16 protein-coding genes are annotated in these 17,328 nt (G+C 64.4%); 9 read left to right on the top strand and 7 right to left on the bottom strand.

Annotated features, from left to right (window positions below):
* A complete protein-coding gene (locus tag ACXAG6_RS19375) occupies positions 1-780 on the top strand; it encodes a TIM barrel protein (RefSeq protein WP_140015142.1) in 780 nt (259 codons plus the stop codon).
* Between the two features lie 101 nt (positions 781-881).
* On the opposite strand, the gene ACXAG6_RS19370 is transcribed toward ACXAG6_RS19375, so the two are convergent.
* Both ACXAG6_RS19370 and ACXAG6_RS19365 read right to left on the bottom strand, forming a co-directional pair.
* The gene (locus ACXAG6_RS19370) at positions 882-2,141 is read right to left on the bottom strand and encodes a glycerate kinase type-2 family protein (RefSeq protein ID WP_475339560.1); all 1,260 of its coding nucleotides are present in this window, start codon (positions 2,139-2,141) and stop codon (positions 882-884) included.
* Positions 2,142-2,150: 9 nt separating this feature from the next.
* On the bottom strand, positions 2,151-3,224 hold the full coding sequence (locus tag ACXAG6_RS19365) for a tartrate dehydrogenase (protein ID WP_475339745.1): 1,074 nt from the start codon (positions 3,222-3,224) through the stop codon (positions 2,151-2,153).
* A gap of 192 nt (positions 3,225-3,416) precedes the next feature.
* Between ACXAG6_RS19365 and ACXAG6_RS19360 the strand changes: the two genes are divergently transcribed.
* The 3 genes from ACXAG6_RS19360 to ACXAG6_RS19350 all read left to right on the top strand — a co-directional run bounded on the left by ACXAG6_RS19360 (position 3,417) and on the right by ACXAG6_RS19350 (position 7,725).
* A complete protein-coding gene (locus ACXAG6_RS19360; RefSeq protein WP_475339559.1) occupies positions 3,417-4,331 on the top strand; it encodes a LysR family transcriptional regulator in 915 nt (304 codons plus the stop codon).
* Between the two features lie 123 nt (positions 4,332-4,454).
* Complete coding sequence (locus tag ACXAG6_RS19355; RefSeq protein ID WP_475339557.1) at positions 4,455-5,423, top strand: TAXI family TRAP transporter solute-binding subunit; 969 nt, start codon at positions 4,455-4,457, stop codon at positions 5,421-5,423.
* A gap of 100 nt (positions 5,424-5,523) precedes the next feature.
* On the top strand, positions 5,524-7,725 hold the full coding sequence (locus ACXAG6_RS19350) for a TRAP transporter permease (protein WP_475339556.1): 2,202 nt from the start codon (positions 5,524-5,526) through the stop codon (positions 7,723-7,725).
* 103 nt (positions 7,726-7,828) lie between these two features.
* Here ACXAG6_RS19350 and ACXAG6_RS19345 read toward each other — a convergent pair whose 3' ends face one another.
* The 4 genes from ACXAG6_RS19345 to ACXAG6_RS19330 all read right to left on the bottom strand — a co-directional run bounded on the left by ACXAG6_RS19345 (position 7,829) and on the right by ACXAG6_RS19330 (position 11,897).
* A complete protein-coding gene (locus ACXAG6_RS19345) occupies positions 7,829-9,355 on the bottom strand; it encodes a tripartite tricarboxylate transporter permease (protein WP_475339555.1) in 1,527 nt (508 codons plus the stop codon).
* On the bottom strand, positions 9,355-9,825 hold the full coding sequence (locus tag ACXAG6_RS19340) for a tripartite tricarboxylate transporter TctB family protein (protein WP_475339554.1): 471 nt from the start codon (positions 9,823-9,825) through the stop codon (positions 9,355-9,357). Before ACXAG6_RS19340 ends, ACXAG6_RS19345 begins: the two co-directional genes overlap by 1 nt.
* Positions 9,826-9,913: 88 nt before the next feature.
* The gene (locus ACXAG6_RS19335; protein WP_475339553.1) at positions 9,914-10,909 is read right to left on the bottom strand and encodes a tripartite tricarboxylate transporter substrate binding protein; all 996 of its coding nucleotides are present in this window, start codon (positions 10,907-10,909) and stop codon (positions 9,914-9,916) included.
* Between the two features lie 31 nt (positions 10,910-10,940).
* Positions 10,941-11,897: a dihydrodipicolinate synthase family protein gene (locus tag ACXAG6_RS19330; protein WP_475339552.1), complete on the bottom strand. Its 957-nt coding sequence runs from the start codon at positions 11,895-11,897 to the stop codon at positions 10,941-10,943.
* Between the two features lie 82 nt (positions 11,898-11,979).
* Between ACXAG6_RS19330 and ACXAG6_RS19325 the strand changes: the two genes are divergently transcribed.
* The gene (locus ACXAG6_RS19325; RefSeq protein WP_475339550.1) at positions 11,980-12,975 is read left to right on the top strand and encodes a Gfo/Idh/MocA family protein; all 996 of its coding nucleotides are present in this window, start codon (positions 11,980-11,982) and stop codon (positions 12,973-12,975) included.
* 52 nt (positions 12,976-13,027) lie between these two features.
* Positions 13,028-13,735: a FadR/GntR family transcriptional regulator gene (locus ACXAG6_RS19320; RefSeq protein ID WP_475339549.1), complete on the top strand. Its 708-nt coding sequence runs from the start codon at positions 13,028-13,030 to the stop codon at positions 13,733-13,735.
* A 57-nt stretch (positions 13,736-13,792) separates the two neighbouring features.
* Here ACXAG6_RS19320 and ACXAG6_RS19315 read toward each other — a convergent pair whose 3' ends face one another.
* Positions 13,793-14,272, bottom strand: a complete 480-nt coding sequence (locus ACXAG6_RS19315; RefSeq protein WP_475339548.1) for a DUF3237 domain-containing protein — start codon at positions 14,270-14,272, stop codon at positions 13,793-13,795.
* A gap of 223 nt (positions 14,273-14,495) precedes the next feature.
* Here ACXAG6_RS19315 and dctP point away from each other — a divergent pair, with 223 nt between their 5' ends.
* Genes dctP through ACXAG6_RS19300 form a run of 3 tightly spaced genes read left to right on the top strand, consistent with a single transcriptional unit; the run spans position 14,496 to position 17,327 of the window.
* Positions 14,496-15,512 carry a TRAP transporter substrate-binding protein DctP gene (dctP, locus tag ACXAG6_RS19310; RefSeq protein ID WP_475339547.1) on the top strand — a complete coding sequence of 339 codons (1,017 nt, stop codon included), beginning with the start codon at positions 14,496-14,498 and terminating at the stop codon, positions 15,510-15,512.
* Entirely contained in the window at positions 15,509-16,030 is a 522-nt protein-coding gene (locus ACXAG6_RS19305) for a TRAP transporter small permease (RefSeq protein ID WP_475339546.1), read from the top strand. Before dctP ends, ACXAG6_RS19305 begins: the two co-directional genes overlap by 4 nt.
* A gap of 10 nt (positions 16,031-16,040) precedes the next feature.
* The gene (locus ACXAG6_RS19300; protein WP_475339545.1) at positions 16,041-17,327 is read left to right on the top strand and encodes a TRAP transporter large permease; all 1,287 of its coding nucleotides are present in this window, start codon (positions 16,041-16,043) and stop codon (positions 17,325-17,327) included.
* The last annotated feature ends 1 nt before the right edge of the window (position 17,328 follow it).

Below are 17,328 nucleotides of genomic sequence, written 5' to 3'. Positions count from 1 at the left end.
ATGACTGCACCCTTTCAACTCGCCGCCTGCGCCGAAATGCTCTGGCAGGACCAGCCGATTGCATGGCGCGCGGCGAAGCTGCACGAGATGGGCTTTGGCGTTGGCCTCTGGAACTGGCCGGAGTGGGACTTGGACGCGCTGGAAAAGACCGGCGCGAACTTCACCATCATGAACGGCTATCTCGAAGGCCGCCTGGCCGATGACGAGGGCGCCGAGATGCTGCTGAAGTCGGCGCGGGAGACGGCGCAGGTTGGAAAGCGGCTTGGCGTGGACCGGCTGAACCTGCACGGCACCGGCCTTGGCGATGGTGGCATTCCGATCTGGCAGCATGATGTGACGCCGGGTGCGATGTGGCTGAAGGCGCGCGACACGCTTAACCGCATCTGCGATCTGGCCGAGGAAGAAGGCGTTGTTTTCACGCTGGAAAACCTCAACCTGCTCGACCATCCCGGCTGCCCCTTCGGCTCGACCGAAGATGTGCTGGCCCTCGTGTCTTCGGTTGACCGGCCGCAGCTGCGCATCAACCTTGATCTCTACCACACGCAGATAGGCGAAGGGGATCTGGTCCGCTGGTGCGAGAAGTGTCTGCCGTGGGTTGGCGAAGTGCAGGTGGCCGACAACCCGGGCCGGTGCGAGCCGGGCACGGGTGAGATCAACTATGCCGGTGTGGCGCAGGCGCTTTCCAAGATGGGCTATTCCGGCCCGGTTGGCATGGAAGCCTTCGCGCAGGGCGACGAGGTTGCCGCGTTGGAGGCCTTCCGGGCGGCGTTTACGCTCTAGGCTGTGGAAAGAGGAGCGCGGCGCCCGGTGAACGGATGCCGCGCTTGTGCCCTTGCGAGGGGCCCGTAGGGACAGGGGCCAAAGCGGTGCCGAGGGTGCGCTCAGCCTTGGACCATGATCGCCCGGAAATCATTTACATTGGTTAGGGTTGGCCCTGTTGTCACCAGACAGCCGAGTTGCTCGAAGGCGGTGAAGCTGTCGTGAAACTCCAGCATCCGGCGCGTGTTGATGCCGCGACGGGCCGCCTCTTTCGGGAAGCTCGCATCGACAATGGCACCTGCGGCGCTTTCGGTTCCGTCGATGCCATCGGTATCGGCTGCGACTGCGGTGATGCCGGCATGGCCATCAAGCGCGAGGGCGAGAGACAGCAGGAACTCTGTATTGCGCCCACCCCGGCCCGGCGTTCTGTCGCCCACGGTTACGGTGGTTTCGCCGCCGGAGATCAGCACGGCGGGTGGGGCGGCTGGCGTGCCGTGGCGGGCGACGGCCTTGGCTATGCCCGCCATCATGGTGCCAAGCTCGCGCGACTCCCCTTCCAGCGCATCGCCGAGAAGGATGGGTGTTACCCCCGCCGCCCGAGCCACCTCTGCCGCGGCGTCGAGAGAGGCCTGCGGCGTGGCGATGAGGCGATAGTCGGGCTGAAAATTCGCCACGTTGGGGGAGGGCGCGCGCAGCATTTCGGCGGCGGCGTCCGGGAGGGCGGCGCCGAGTTTTTCGACCAGATAGGAAAGATCTTCCTGCGCTGTCGGGTCTGGCACGGTTGGCCCGGAGGCGATTGCCTCGGGGTCATCGCCCGGCACATCGGAGATTGCGAGGGTGACAAGCCGCGCCTGCCCGGCGGCGCGCGCCAGGCCACCGCCTTTTACCTGCGAAAGGCGACGGCGCACCTTGTTCATCTCGGAGATCGACAGGCCGGATGACAGCAGCAGCCGGTTTACGGTGATGAGGTCATCCAGCGTCAGCGGCGGTCTTGGCAGGGTGAGCAGCGCAGAGCCGCCGCCGGAGATCAGCGCGAGCACCAGATCATCGGGCCCGGCGCTGGCGGCGGCTTCCATCACCTCAAGCGTTGCCGCCTGCGCTGCTGCGTCGGGAACCGGGTGCGCGGCTTCGCGCACGGTGATCCTGTCTGTCGGTACGGCGTGACCGTAGCGGGTAACGACGATGCCGGAGAGATCGACATCGGGCCAAGCCAGCTCGACCGCCCTTGCCATCGAGGCTGCGGACTTGCCACCGCCAACCACGATGCAGCGCCCGTCAGGTTTTTGGGGGAGGTGGGGCGCGAGCACCCGTGCAGGGTCTGCCGCGCCGATCGCGGCCTCCAGCATTTTCTGCAGAAGGCCGCGCGCGTTGTCATCCGTCATTGCGGAGGCTCAGATGTTTTCGCCGCGGATCGCTTCGCAGACCGCGTCGGTCACCTCTTGCGTGGTGGCCTTGCCGCCGACATCGGGGGTCAGGACGCCATCGGCGCAAACCTTTTCCACCGCCCGCATCAGCCGTTTTGCGGCATCGGCTTCCCCCAAGTGCTCAAGCATCTGGGAGGCGGTCCAGAACGTGGCCACCGGGTTGGCGATGCCCTTGCCCGTGATGTCGAAAGCGGAGCCGTGGATCGGCTCGAACATCGAAGGGTAGCGGCGCTCTGGGTCGATGTTGCCGGTGGGGGCAACGCCAAGGCTGCCCGCCAGCGCACCGGCGAGATCCGAGAGGATATCGGCGTGCAGGTTGGTGGCGACGATGGTGTCGAGGCTCTTGGGATCCTTGACCATGCGCACGGTCATGGCATCAACCAGCATCTTGTCCCATGTCACATCGGGGAAGTCCTTGGAGACGTCCTCGGCGATCTCGTCCCACATCACCATGCCGTGCCGCTGGGCGTTGGACTTGGTGACAACGGTCAGGAACTTGCGGGGGCGGGACTGCGCGAGCTTGAAAGCATATCGCATGATCCGCTCGACCCCGGTGCGGGTGAAGATGGAAACTTCGGTGGCCACCTCTTCGGGGAAGCCCTTATGTGCACGGCCGCCGACGCCTGAATACTCGCCTTCACTGTTCTCACGCACGATAACCCAGTCCAGGTCGCCGGGGCCGACACCTGCGAGCGGGGAGGTTATGCCCGGCAGGATCTTGGTAGGACGGACGTTCGCATATTGGTCAAAGCCCTGGCACAGCGGCAGGCGCAGGCCCCAGAGCGTGAGGTGATCGGGCACATCCGGTGCGCCGACGGCCCCGAAGAAGATGGCGTCGAAATCCTTGACCTGATCGCGGCCATCCTCGGGCATCAGCGCGCCGGTTTTCTTGTAGCGCTCGGAGCTCCAGTCAAATTCGGTGACGTCGAGGGTAAAGCCGCCATCGCGCCGGGCGAGCGCTTCGAGCGCCTGCAGGCCTGCTGCGATCACTTCGGGGCCGATCCCGTCTGCCGGGATAGAGGCGATCCTGTAGGTTTTCACCGCATCCGTTGCCGCTTGCGTGCCGCCGGACGGCGAGGTTGCCGTATCCCCATCGTTCAGGATCGTCATGCTATCTCCTCCTCATGAACGCTCGTTCAGTTTGAGCGCGAGCCTACAGGTGAGGGTTCGGGCTTCTCAATCGAGCACCGATTATATACGCTTTCGCAATAAACAGCGAAGCGGATTCCCATCGTGAACATCACGCAACTGAAGTGTTTTCTGGCGGCGGCAGAGGTGCTGCACTTTGGGCGTGCGGCGCAGTCGCTGGATATTCTGCCAGCGACGCTTGGGCGGCATGTGAAGCAGCTGGAGGATCATCTGGGCGTTGCGCTTTTTCAGCGGACCACGCGGGCGGTGGCGCTGACCGAGGCGGGCACCCGCGTGCTGGAGGATGCACGCGCGTTGATTGCGCAGGCCGAAACGCTGGAGGAAAAAGCCCGCGCCGTGCGCAGCGCCGAGCCGCATGTGCTGCGGGTGGGGGCCATCGACAGCGCGGCCGCCGGGCTGATTCCGCAAATCCTGCAACCGCTGCACGAGGCACGGCCGGGGCTCGAAATTCAGATCATCGAGCAAAAGACCATCTATCTCTTGCCGAAACTCCTGAGCGGTAGCCTCGACATCGCCTTTTGCCGGCCACCGGATGTGCGCGACCCGAAGCTGGTGTTTCGCACGCTGTTCTACGAGACCGCCGTTGTGGCCCTGCCCGAGTCGCATCCGCTGGCGGATCGCGAATCGATTGAGATTGCCGATCTTGCCGAGGAGCCGCTGATCGTTCCGGACCGGCGGTCGAGGCCGCATTCGCATGATTTGACCATGTCGCTATTCCTAGGGGCCGGGCTGACGGCGCGTGTGGCGCAGATCGCGGAGGAAAAGCAGACCATTGTGAACCTCGTGGCCGCAGGCACCGGGCTGGCGATTGTGCCGCGCTGGACCGCGCGGCTGAGGGTTGAGGGCGTGCGCTTTTTGCCGCTGGCCAAGACGGATGCGACGTCGCAGGCGAAACTCATCCTCGCCGCCGCATGGGCTAGGGGCACCCGCGACCCGTTGAGGGATGATTTCTTGCATGTTTTGAACCTTCAGCTGGAGGCGCTGGAGGCCTCAGCCTGATTATATCAATAGTGAATATAATCCGTGCCGAATTGAGTCCGGCACGGTCCTTCTCCCAATGTTCAAGGCGGAGGATGTGCCGTGTTCCGGTGCATCAAATGGGAATACACGGAGGAGGATACCATGAAATTTACCACAATTATTGCAGCCGCAGCATGTGCAGTGGCCTTGCCGGCCGCCGCTCAGGACAAGTCTGACTGGCCGAGCAGCCTGACCATCGGCACCGGCAGCCAGGGTGGCACCTACTTTGGCTATGGCAGCGGCTTTGGCGCGATGATCAGCGAAGAGCTGGGCGTCAACGCTGGCGTCGAGATCACCGGCGGCCCGGTGCAGAACGTGACCCTCGTGGAAAGCGGCGAACACCAGCTTGGTTTTGTGACGCTTGGCCCGGCAGATGAGGCCCGCCGTGGTGAAAGCCCGCTGATGCCGGGAGTGCCGCATGAGAATGTGCGCGCACTGTTCCCGATGTATCAGACCCCGCTGCAAGCGGCTGTTCTGGCATCGTCCGACATCGAGAGCTTTCAGGACATGGCCGGCAAGCGCGTTGGCGTTGGCCCGGCTGGCGGCACCTCGGCCACCTACTGGACCCGGTTCTTTGAGAACGCCGAAGGCTATGAGGGTGTGAACATTTCCAACGCTGGCGGTTCGGACACGGCCGGGCAGCTCAAGGACGGGCTGATTGACGCCTTCGTTTATGCTGCGGGCCTGCCGACCGGCGCTTATGCCCAGCTCGCCGTGGAAAACGACGTGCGGTTCATCTCGATGGATGACGAGACCCTGGCGACGATGAAGGAAATCGTTCCGGCCATGGCCGACTTCACCATCCCGGCCAACACCTACGAGGACCAGCCTGAAGATCTGCAGACCGTTTCGCTGTGGAACTTTGCCATCGCGCATCAGGACATGCCCGAAGATCTGGCCTACGCGATCACCGCCCTCGCCATGGAAAACCACGAGCGGATGATGACCAACCACGCGGCTGCCAAGGAAACGCTGCCGGAGAACGTTGCCAAAAACACCGTGATCCCGTTCCACCCGGGCGCTGCCCGCTGGTTCGAAGAGAACGGCTATGAGGTGCCCTCGGTCGACTAAGACCAAGGCACTGGCAACAACTCGTTGATGTCAACAAACGGGCGGAGAGGCACAAGCCCTCCGCCCGAATTTCCACCTAGCAGGCGAGCGAACCATCTCCATGAGCAACGCGCAGGATACGCATACCCAATCCGAGGCCGGCGCCGCCTCGGCGCTTGAGCAGGAACTGGCCCGGGCCAACGTGGATGCCGATCCCGTTGCGCTGAACCAGAGGCTGTTTGTCGGGCCCCGCAACATGCTGATTGCGTGCCTTTGTGTTGGCTACGCGGTGTTTCACCTGCTGGTGATGAACGTTTACCCGCTGGAAACCTGGGCCTACCGGCTGAGCCATGTGGGCGGCGGTTTGCTTCTTGGTTTTCTCCTGTTCGGCTCGACGCCGTTCATCCATGACCCGAACGAACCCGAAAAGGGTGGCCCGCTGTCTCTGGCGATGCTGGGCCTTGCCGGGGCGGGGATTCTCTATGGCGCGGTTGGCGTTGTGGCGATCTGGATCAACGGGCAGGTTCTGGGTGAGATGCTGCCGCCGAAATGGGCGATGTCGAGCTTCGGGATTCCGCTTTGCCTTGGCACGGCGCTGGCCATCGTTCACGGCTGGGTATTTCCGCACCGCCGCCGTGCCTTGTTTGCGCCGGGGGATGTGCTGCTTGCCGTCTCTGCCGTTGCTTTCACGGCCTATCTGATTTTCTTCGCCCGGCAGCTCCAGCTGCGCGCCGGGATGCCCATGGCGCTGCCCGGGGACATGTGGTCTGCCATCACCGGCTGCCTTCTGATCATCGAATTGACCCGCCGCCTTGCCGGGCTGGCACTTGTCATCATTGCCGGTGTTTTCGTGGCCTATGCTTTTGCCGGGCCGTGGTTGCCGGGGATCTTCGAGCATCGCGGCTATGACGTGAAGCGGTTCTTCTCTTACATCTTCACCGACAACGGGGTGCTGGGCGCGCCGATTGCGATTTCATCGACCTATATCATTCTCTTCGTGATCTTTGCGGCCTTCCTGCAAACGACGCGGGTGGGGGAATATTTCGTCAACCTCGCCTTCGCGGCCGCCGGGCACAGGCGCGGCGGACCGGCCAAGGTGGCGATCTTTGCCTCGGGCCTGATGGGGATGATCAACGGCACCTCGGCGGGCAACGTGGTGGCCACCGGCTCGCTGACCATTCCGATGATGAAGAAGGTGGGCTATCGCCCGCAAACCTCCGCCGCGGTCGAGGCCGCTGCCTCCACCGGCGGGCAGATCATGCCGCCGATCATGGGCGCGGGCGCCTTCATCATGGCCGAGATCACCGGCATCTCCTACATGGAGATCGTCTATGCCGCGATCATCCCGGCGGTGATCTACTTCGTCTCGGTCTACTTTATGGTCGACCTTGCCGCGAAGAAGGCAAACATGAAGGGCCTGCCGCGCGACGAGCTGCCCAAGTTTGCGAAGCTGGCCAAGCAGATTTACCTGTTCCTGCCGATTGTGGTGCTGATCTACGCGCTGTTCGCGGGCTACTCGGTGATCCGCTGTGGCACGCTGGCGATGGTGACGGCTGCCGTGGTGTCTTGGCTGACGCCGCACCGCATGGGGCCGCGACAGCTGTTTCAGGCGCTCGACAACGGTGCGCGGATGGTGCTGCAACTGGTGGCGGTCTGCGCCACGGCGGGCATCATTGTGGGCGTCATCGCGCTGACCGGCATTGGCTCGCGCTTTTCGACGGTGCTGCTGGCGCTGGCGGACCAAAGCCAGTTTCTCGCGCTGTTCTTTGCGATGGTCGTCTCGATCATCCTTGGCATGGGGATGCCCACCACGGCGGCCTATGCCGTGGCGGCATCGGTCATTGCGCCGGGGGTCATCAACCTTGGCGTGGCCCCGCTGACCGCGCATCTGTTCATCTTCTACTTCGCGGTGATGTCGGCCATCACCCCGCCGGTGGCGCTGGCCGCCTATGCGGGCTCGGCGCTGGCCGGGTCGGACCCGATCCGCACCTCGGTGGAGAGCTTCAAGATCGGGCTTGCCGCCTTTGTGGTGCCCTACATGTTCTTCTACTCGCCCGCGATGCTGCTGGACGGAAGCTGGTTTGAGATTGCCCATATCGCTGTGACGGCCTTGGTTGGCGTCTACCTGCTGTCTTGCGCTGTGCAGGGGTGGTTCTTTGGCCACGCGAACTTGGGCGTGCGTCTGGCTTTGGGCGCAGGCGGGTTGACGATGATTGCCGGTGGCTGGCTGACGGACGCAATCGGCGTGGGCATCGCGGTGCTGCTGGTTCTGTTTCAGAAGGCACGCGGGACGACCGCCGAGGCGGCTGGCGGGGCTGACTGACGCTGAACTGAGCCGCCCAAGTGCCAGCCCCGTGCTGCTTTTGCGAGGTGGTGCGCGGTTGTGGTGACGGCTTGTGTGGCAGCACTGGCAGCGGCGCGATGGGTTATTGCGCCGCTTCCGCCCGCGCCTTGCGCCGTGCCCAGGCCTTCCAGGCCGATGAGGCCAGCACGCCGGACCAAAGCAGCAGCACCATGCAGCCCAGCACGGCGGCCACCGGACGGTCGAAGAAGCCCATGAACGCGCCGCCGGATTTGATCATCGAGGTTAGGAAGGTGCGCTCCAGCATGCCACCCAGCACGAGGCCGAGGATGATTGGCGCGACGGGAAAGCCGTTGTCTTCCAGCACCCAGCCGAGCAGCCCGATGACCAGCATCAGGATGATGCCATAGGGGGAGTTGGTCAGGGCGAAGGAGCCGACGATGCAGAAGGTGAGGATCAGCGGCAGGAGGATGCGGCGGGGCACCGAGAGCAACCCGCGCGCCGCCTTGATGGTGACCCAGCCGAGCGGCACCATCAGGATCACCGCGATCACGAAGATCATGAACACCGCGTAGATCACCTGCGGCGTTTGCAGAAACACCATCGGCCCGGGGTTGATGCCCTTCATGTAGAGCACGCCGATGACGATGGCGGTGACGCTGTCACCCGGGATGCCGAAGACCAGCGCGGGAATCCACGAGCCGCCCACGGCGGCGTTGTTGGCTGCCGAGGCATCGACCAGCGCTTCAGGGTGGCCTTTGCCGTAGCGCTCCGGGCTGCGGGAAAACCGCTTGGAGACGGCATAGGAGATCCATGCCGCGATATCCGCGCCTGCCCCCGGCAGGGCGCCGATGAAGGTGCCCAGCGTTGAGCTGCGCAAGATGTTCAGCGGGTAGCGCTTGATGATGCCACCGACCCCGGCGAAGAGCCGTCCGCCGGTGGAGGGCACTTGGGGCAGGGGGCTGGCGCCCTTCAGCCGGATCGCGCCGCGCAGGATTTCGGCCATGGCGAAGAGGCCGATCATGGCGGGGACAAACTCGATCCCGGCCAGCAGGTCGGTGCTGCCGAAGGTGAAGCGCGGGGTGCCCGAGGCCGGGTCCAGCCCGATGGTGGCGAGGGACAGGCCGATCAGCAGCGACACGCCCGCCTTCAGAGGGTTGTCGGAGGCAATGAAGATGGCGCAGGACAGGCCAAGGGCGGCGAGCCAGAAATACTCGAAGGAGGTGAACTTGAGGGCGAATTCGGCCAGCAGCGGCGCGGCGAGGATCAGCACCGCCACCCCGAACAGCCCGCCGAGGCAGGACACGATGAGGCTGGTGCCGAGCGAGAGGTTCAGCTTGCCCTCCAGCGCGAGGCGGTGGCTGTCTTCCACATAGGCGGCGGAGGCGGGCGTGCCGGGCATGCGGAGCAGGGCGCCGGGGATGTCTCCTGCGAAAATCGCCATGCCGCTTGCGGTGACGATCGCCGCCACTGCCGGGATCGGCTCCATGAAGAAGGTGACGGGCACCAGTAGCGCGGTGGCCATGGTGGCGGTGAGCCCGGGCATGGCGCCCACGAACATGCCGAAGGCCCCGGCGCAGAGCACCACCAGCAAGACTTCCCATGTGAAGGCCAGCGCGGCGGCTTGGGCGAGAACATCGAAGGACACCATCAGACGATCCCCACCAGCAGACCGCGCGGCAGCGGAACCTCAAGGAAGATGGCGAAGAGCACCCAGCAGAGCGCGGTGCTCGCCGCCGCGATCATCAGGGCGGGCAGCAGGCGGACGCCGAACCAGAGGAAGATGACACAGAGGGTGACGAGCGCCACCGGGATGAAGCCGAGCCAGCCGCTGAGCAGGATATGCGCCAGCACCGTGGCGACCATCAGTGCCGCCGAGATCAACCCGTTGCGGCTGCGCAGGGCCTCATCGAAGGCGACCCACGGCCCGCCCGCGCGCCCGAGCAGATCATGCGCCGCGAGGATGCCGCCTGCGATGATGAAGCCTGCCCCAAGCAGGCCCGGCAACAGAGAAGCACCGTAGGGTTGGCCCGGAAAGGCCGGAAACCCCGCCGCCTGAACCATCATGAAGATACCCAGGCAGGCAAAGAGCCCCCCAAGCAGCGCGTCTCGCATCTGCATCTGTCTCCCCCCTGTTCAACCTGCCGAAAAGGGCGCCGGTGAGGGCGCCCTTCCCGATTATTCATGGTCTTGCGCGCCGGTCGGACGGTCAGCCCGACGTGAGGCCCGCCGCGCCGAGCGCCTGCTCCATCACGGCATCGGTATCTGCCATCATGGCGGCATGGGCGGCCGGGTCCAGATACTTGATGCCAAAGCCGCGGCTGTTCATGAACTCGACGAACTCCGGATCTTCGGCAATCTCCGCCAGCGCGCCGGAAATGGCAGAGGCGGCGGCTTCGTCCATGTCCTTCGGGCCGCAGATGCCGCGCCATGTTGACAGGGCAAACTCGCCGCCGGCCTCTTTCAGGGTTGGCACGTCGGGGTGAGAGCCGACACGCTCGTCGGCCATCAGCGCGAGGTTCACCGCGCGGCCTGCATCCACCATGGATTTGGTCTCGGCCAGCGACACGGTGATCAGGTCGACACCTCCGGCGACGAGATCCTGCAGGGCGGGCGCGGCACCTTCGGAGGGCACCCAGGTGACGTGATCGGGTGCCAGACCTTCCGACATCAGCCAGCCGATCAGCGCGAGGTGCCAGATGCCGCCTTGGCCGGTGCCCGACGCCTTGAAAGTGCCCGGCTCGGAGGCCTTGATCGCTTCGGTCAGGCTGGCGATGTCCTGATACTCGCTGTCGGCGGAGACGGTCACGCCGGGGCTGTCGGCGTTCATCAGGCCGAGCGGGGTGTAATCTTCTGCCGTCAGCTCGGTGAGGCCGACATGGTGCATCATGGTGATTTCCACCGTGACGAGGCCGATGGTGTAGCCGTCCGGATCGGCATTGGCGATGGCGCTATGACCGACCACGCCAGAGCCGCCGGTGCGGTTGACCACGTTGAAGCTGCCGCCGAGCTTTTTCTCCAGCAGGGCTGCGATCATCCGGCCGGTGGCATCGGTGCCGCCACCCGCGCCCCATGGCACGACAACGGTGACGGGGCGCTCGGGGTATCCGGCGGCGAAGGCGCTGCCCGGGGCCAGAGCGAGGGCGGCGGCGGCCGTTCCCCCGGCCAGAATGGCGCGGCGGCCTAATTTGATGGGTTTGCTCATGTTGGTGTTCTCCTCCCTTAAATGAATCGTTTCAGGTGACGCTGCTCAGGGGCGTCCCGGCAGCGTCATGTTTCAAAGCCCGCTCGGCTGTGAGCAGGGCCTGCGCCACGGGTGCCACCCGGGCGCGCTCCTCTTCGGAGAGGTCCGAAGAGAGGGCGAGGACCGGGCCACACTCTGCCAAGCCAGAGAGGCCGATGGCCTCGTGCAGCACGCGGATTTCGTTGATTTCGCTGCGCAGGGCCTCAAGCGGCAGCATGGCCTGCAAGGCGGCCTCGGCGGCCTGCCGATCGCCGGCCTGCAGCGCATGCAGGATGCGCATGGAGATGCGCGGCGCGAGGCAGACGCAGCCTGCGGTAAAGCCCGCGAGCCCGTAGTCCAGCATATGCGCAAGGGCAGGGGGCTCGCCAAAGCCCGAGATGATCCGCTCGGCACCGATGGCGCTGATGATCGCGTCAAGATAGGCATCGCGTGTGCTATCGCTACGTGGCACGGCGTATTTGACGCCAAAGAGCACACCCTCGGCGGCGAGTTGCTCCAGATCGGCGGCGGGCATGTAGCCATCGGTTTTGATATAGGCCATCAGCTGGGTGCCGGTCTCGCCGTGGAACCGGCGCAGGGCCTCGGCGCTGCCGGCATCGGTGCGGGGCGGCACCATGGGTAGGAGCAGCGCCAGCGGGTAGCCCCGGCCTGCCAGAATCTCTGCCTGATCCACCAGCTTGCCACCGTCGCAACCGACCGACGGCATCAGCCAGGTGTCTTCGGCCACCAGCGACTCCAGCGCGTCCAGCCACTCCGCTGTTTTGCTGATTGGCCAGTGCTGGGCCAGCGCGTTGCCGCCGTAGAGCAGCGTATCGACGCCCCCCTGTTCCATGTGTTCGATCAGCGCCTTGTTGGCGGCCATGTCGAACGCGCCATCCGCGCTGCGGGCAAGGGGTGGCACGGCCACAACGGAGCGGGCGAGGTCGGCGGGGGTAACGGATTTGCGCATGTCTGGCCTAGATTGGTCAATATTTGTAATATTGGTAAAAACAGGTTACGCGCTTGGCAAGAGATTTTTTCTGGAGGTTCAAATGCAAGAGCTGAAAATCGTCATCGCGGGTGCAGGCGCGATCAGTGAATTCCACCTCAAGGGCTGGCAGGCGCAGGAGGGTGTAACCCTTGCCGCCATCTGCGACCCGGATGAGGGCAAAGCGCGGGCGCGGGCAGAAGAGTTCGGGATTCCCGAGGTTTACACTGACGTTGCCGAGATGCTGGGGGCCACGCAGCCCGATGCGATCGACATTATCACCCCTGTCGCCAGCCATGCGCCGCTGGTGGAGATGGCCGCCGACCAGGGCGTGCATGTGATGTGCCAGAAACCGCTTACGCCCACGGTCGCCGAGGCCGAGGCGCTGATCGAAAAGGTGGGCGAGCGGGTGCGCTTCATGGTGCATGAGAACTACCGATTCCGTCCGCATTTTGCCGAGGTTGCCCAGCGGGTGCGGGCGGGCGAGGTGGGCAGGGTGCGCCATGCCCGAATGACGGTGCGTTCCAGCTCGATGTATGACTACCCCGGGAGGGTGCCCTTTTTGCTGGGGCGTCAGCCCTACATGGGCAGTTTCCGGCGGCTGGTGGTGTTTGAGGTGCTGATCCACCACCTCGATGCGCTGCGCTCGATCTTCGGGGAGATGGTGGTGGAGAGCGCTACGCTTGATCAGATCAACCCCGAGCTTTCCGGTGAGGATGTGGCGCTTATCACCCTGCGCACGCAGGACGGGGCGCTGGTGGTGATTGATGCCAACATCTCTGCGCTGGGTTACCCGCCCCTGCCCACCGACCGCCTGGAGGTGCTTGGCGAGGCCGACAGCCTTGTGCTTGACCGCGAGGTTCTGCGCCTGATGTCGCGCGAGGAGCCGGTGACGGTGCATGACCTCAAGGCGAACTATCAGGCGTGTTTCACCGGCGCCGTCTCGGCCTTTGTCACCGGCTTGCGCGAGGGCACGCCCTTTCCGACCGACCGGCTCGACAACCTTGAGACCCTGCGCCTGATGGAGGGCATCTATGTGGCGGCAGGTGTTGCCATCTGAGCCCGCGCGTCCTTCAATGGCTCGCACCTTGGAGCAGGAGCGAAGCGAAAGAGTGGCAGACCATCCCCAAGAGCGTGAGCCAACGCTGTCGGATCACATATACGATCAACTGCTCGGTGATATCATCAAGGGCGTCTATGCCACCGGAGCACGGCTGCCCTCGGAGACGGCGATGGCCAAGGCAATGGGCGTTTCGCGCCCGGTGGTGCGGGCGGCGCTAGCGCGGCTGCGGGAGGATAGCATCATCTCCACAAGGCAGGGCTCGGGCAACTACGTGGCCCGCCGCCCTGATAGCTCGGTGCCCTCCATCGTGCCGCTCAACTCCATGTCGGACATCCAGCGGTGCTACGAGTTTCGCTTGGATTTTGAGCCTGCCTGCGCGGCATGGGCCGCGCAGCGCCGCACCGAGGAGCAGATGGCCGCGCTCCGTGAAGCGGTGCAGCATTTTGAGGAATCCTACCTCCAGCACGAGCTGGGCACCGAGGCGGATCTTGAGATTCACAAGGCCGTGGCGCGCTGCACCGGCAACCCTTTTCACGTTTCGGTGATGGACATGCTCGCGCGTCAGGTTGCCTTTGGCATGCATCTGTCGCGCAGTCTTACCCTGCACTCCGCCCCGCAGCGAAACAACGTGGTTGAAGCCGAACATCGCGCCATTCTCGATGCGATCGTGGCGGCTGACCCGGGGGCGGCGCGCGATGCCATGCGGGTGCATCTTGAAGGCGCGCGGGACCGGATGTTTATCGGCGAGCAGGGCTGAGGGGCCAACAAGCGAAAGGGCAGCAGTGGAGGCTTTGGCCCGCCAAGGCTCGCCCGTTTAGGGCTGGTCGGCGAGCCAGGCGCGCACCACCACAGCCTGCCGCTTTGGGCGGGCCGATTGCAGGGTGCCGATGATGAGCCGCCGGTTAAGCCATGCAAAACGGCCCTCCGGGGCGGAGACATGGATGGTCGACATCGCGTAGCGCTCGGGCGTGCGTGATTCATCCACGGTCACCCGGTTGCGCAGGCTCAGAACGGTGCCGTCCTCGGTGCGCATTTCGTAGATCGCATCCAGCTCCTTCACGCCATCGGGCCGAAGCAACTGCCGGTCTGCGCCGCCCGCCAGCACCTCGCCCTCCAGCCCGTCCATCTGTGGACCCGCGTAAAACCGCCCGCCGAGGATGGGCACCATGAAGCGATGACCAAGGGCGCTCGCCCCAAGGTCGATCCGGTCGGCCACGTCGACGATTGCCGTCCAGACAAGCCGGGTGACGGGGGGCGTTGGGGGGATTTCTGCGAGGATATCGGAATCAATCATGCCTTTACCTAGCCGGTTTTGGGGCGTGAAAGGAGAGCGAAAGCCTTATCGCTTGCGGGCTTTGCCTATCAGGGTTGGCAAATGGGGCAGCATGTTGGGCCACAATGCACGGCGCGATAGAATATGATTATCGCTACCCTGCACAATTTATTTTAAACCTATCGCTTTGCTGTCATAGCCTGCTGCCAAGCGGCCAGTCCGCTGTCTAGGGAGGACAACATTGATGCTTAACACGTTCCGCAACCTGATCACGGCGGGCGGCACCGCTGCCGCACTGGCAGCCCTTGCCACCACCGCCCAAGCTGCTGATGAGCTGATCATCTCGTCGGCCACGCCGCCGCAGCACATTCAGACCACCACCATGACCGATTTTGCCGCCGCCCTCACCGAGCGCTCCGGCGGCGCGCTGAAGGCAAAGGTTTTTGACTCCAGCCAGCTCTACAACGCCCGCGACGTGGGCAAGGCCGTGGCGCGCGGCGATGTGGGCATGGCCACCGTGCCTTCGCCCTACCTCAGCCGGGTTGAGGCCAACATCAACGTGCTCGACCTGCCGGTGCTGAAGGGCATGTCGGCCGAGGACCGTTCGGCCATGCTCGACGGCGAGGTTGGGGCCAAGCTCAACGGGATGCTGGCCGAGAAGATGGGCATCGTGGTGCCGGGCAACTGGCCGGTGCTGGGCCGGGTTTACTATTGGTCCACCAGCAAGCCGCTGCGCAACTTCGACGAGTTCGTTGGCCTTCAGGTGCGTATCCCCGGCGGCGCCGGTCCTGCTGCCGTGGTCGAGGGCATGGGCGGCATTCCTGTGGTGATGCCCGGCTCCGATATGCCGCTGGCGCTTCAGCAGGGCACGGTGGATGCCACCATGGCCGCCATCGAGTCGGTCGTGCAGCAAAAGCTGACGGATGTGGGTGTGCAATATGGCTTCTGGGACCAGGGTATCATTGGCTACCTCATCCCCATCGTCAGCCAGGATTACTGGGGCAGCCTCACCGAAGAGGAGCAGGCGCTTTTCACCGAGGTCTGGAACGATGTTGTCACTGAGCAGCGGGTCGCCAACGAGGCGGTCGACTCCGAGATGCGCGCAACGCTCAAGGAGTGGGGTGTGACCATCTCCGATGCCGACCCGGAAGCCGCGCTTGCCGTCCGCGAAAAGATGATGGGCCAGCAACAGGCCGTGATCGACAAGTACGAGCTTGACCCCACGCTGGTTGAGCTGGTGACCGAGGCCGCCTCCAAGTGAGCCGCGCCATCGCATTTCTCGACCGCCTGATCGGCTGGATCGCGGCGGGCGCGCTGGGCATTACCTTTGTCCTGCTCGTCTACAACGTCGCCGCGCGATACCTCATCAGCTTTGGCTGGGTGTCGCCCTCGGTTCAGCTGAACTGGGTGTTCGAGATTTGCGTCTTTCTGCTGGTCTGGGCGGTCCTCCTTGGGGTCGCCCGGATCGAAAAACGCGCGCAGCACATCCGGGTGGATTTTCTCTACAACAGCTTCGGCCCGAAGGGGCAGATGGCCACCGAGGTCTTTGCCCTTGTCTTCGCGATGGGCGTGGCCGGGTTCTTCATCTACTCCGGGCACCTCGTGGTGCAGGATGCCCTGCTTTGGGACGAACGCAGCGAGACCACCCTGCGCACACCGTTCTGGATTCTCTATGCCGCGTTGCCGGTGGCCTTTGTGGTGCACCTGCTCTTCATCATCGAGCGGTTCCGCCTGTTGGTGACAATCGGCGAGAGCGCCAAGCAAGCTCAATTCGACTGAGGCAACTGACATGACCACTCTCATCGTCCTCGCCCTCGTGGCCGTGCTGATCCTGCTTGCCATGGGCACGCCGATCTACCTCGTGCTGATGGGCGTGGCCTCGATCCTGCTGGTGGCCGAAGGGCGCACCATTGCCGGGCTGGGCCAGCATGTGCTTGATCACCTGCAATCCCCGATCCTGATCTCGGTGCCCTTTTTCATCCTTTCTGCCGTGCTGATGCAGGGCGGCGGGCTGGCGCGAATATTGTTCGATGCGGCCCTGTCATGGATCGGCTGGATCCGGGGCGGGCTGGCGATTTCTGGCGTGGCCGCGACGGCGGTGTTTGCCGCTATCACCGGCTCTTCTGCCGCCACCACCATGGCGATGGGCACGTTGCTGGTGCCGCTGATGGAGGAGAAGGGCTACAAGACCTCCTTCGCCATGGGCCTCACCGCCGCCGCCGGAACGCTGGGCATCCTGATCCCGCCGTCGCTGCCGATGATCCTCTTTGGCCTTATCGCCGAAGAGTCCATCCCGCGGCTGTTTCTCGGCGGGGTGATCCCGGGGCTGTTGCAGGCGGGGCTGTTCTGCCTGTTCATCTTCACCGTGGCCAACAAGGTGGGCGGCAAGGCCGAGCCCTTCGTTGGCCCGCGGCGGCTTGTCCGCGCCAACGTGCATGCCTTCCCGGCCTACCTGATCCCCATCGTCGTTTTGGGCGGCATTTATGGTGGCTTCGTCACGCTGACGGAGGCCGCCGTGCTGGGGGTGCTTTGCGCGCTGGTGGCGGTGCTCTGCATCTACCGCACGGCCCGCCTGCGCGACATTCCGGCTATGCTCACCTCGGCGATCGACCGGACCTCGGTGATCATCCTCATCATCATGGGGGCCACGCTCGTTAGCGCGTGGATCATCAAATCTGGCGTGCCGCAGAGCTTTGCTGCCTCCATCGTGGAGAGCGATCTGAAGCCCTGGCAGTTTTTGCTCATCATGAACGCCTGCCTGCTGATCCTCGGCATGTTCCTCGAGGGGGTGGCGATCATTTTGATCGTGCTGCCGGTGGTCTTTGTGGTGGTGCGCCAGCTGGGCATCGACATGACGCATTTTGCCGTGGTCATGGTCATCAACATCGAGCTGGCCTTGCTGTCGCCGCCCATCGGGCTGAACCTTTTCGTCATGTCCAACGTGACCGGAAGGCCGGTGAGCGAGGTGTTGCGCGGCACCATCCCGTTTTTCCTGATCATGCTCGGCCTGTTGATGCTGGTCACCTTCGTTCCGGCCGTATCGACATGGCTGCCCAACCTCGTGCTCGGGGGATGAC

The organism is Vannielia sp. ABF1_015, from assembly GCF_056160745.1.
Note: the sequence above shows the minus strand (reverse complement) of the source record. Positions and strands in the feature narration are given on the sequence as shown.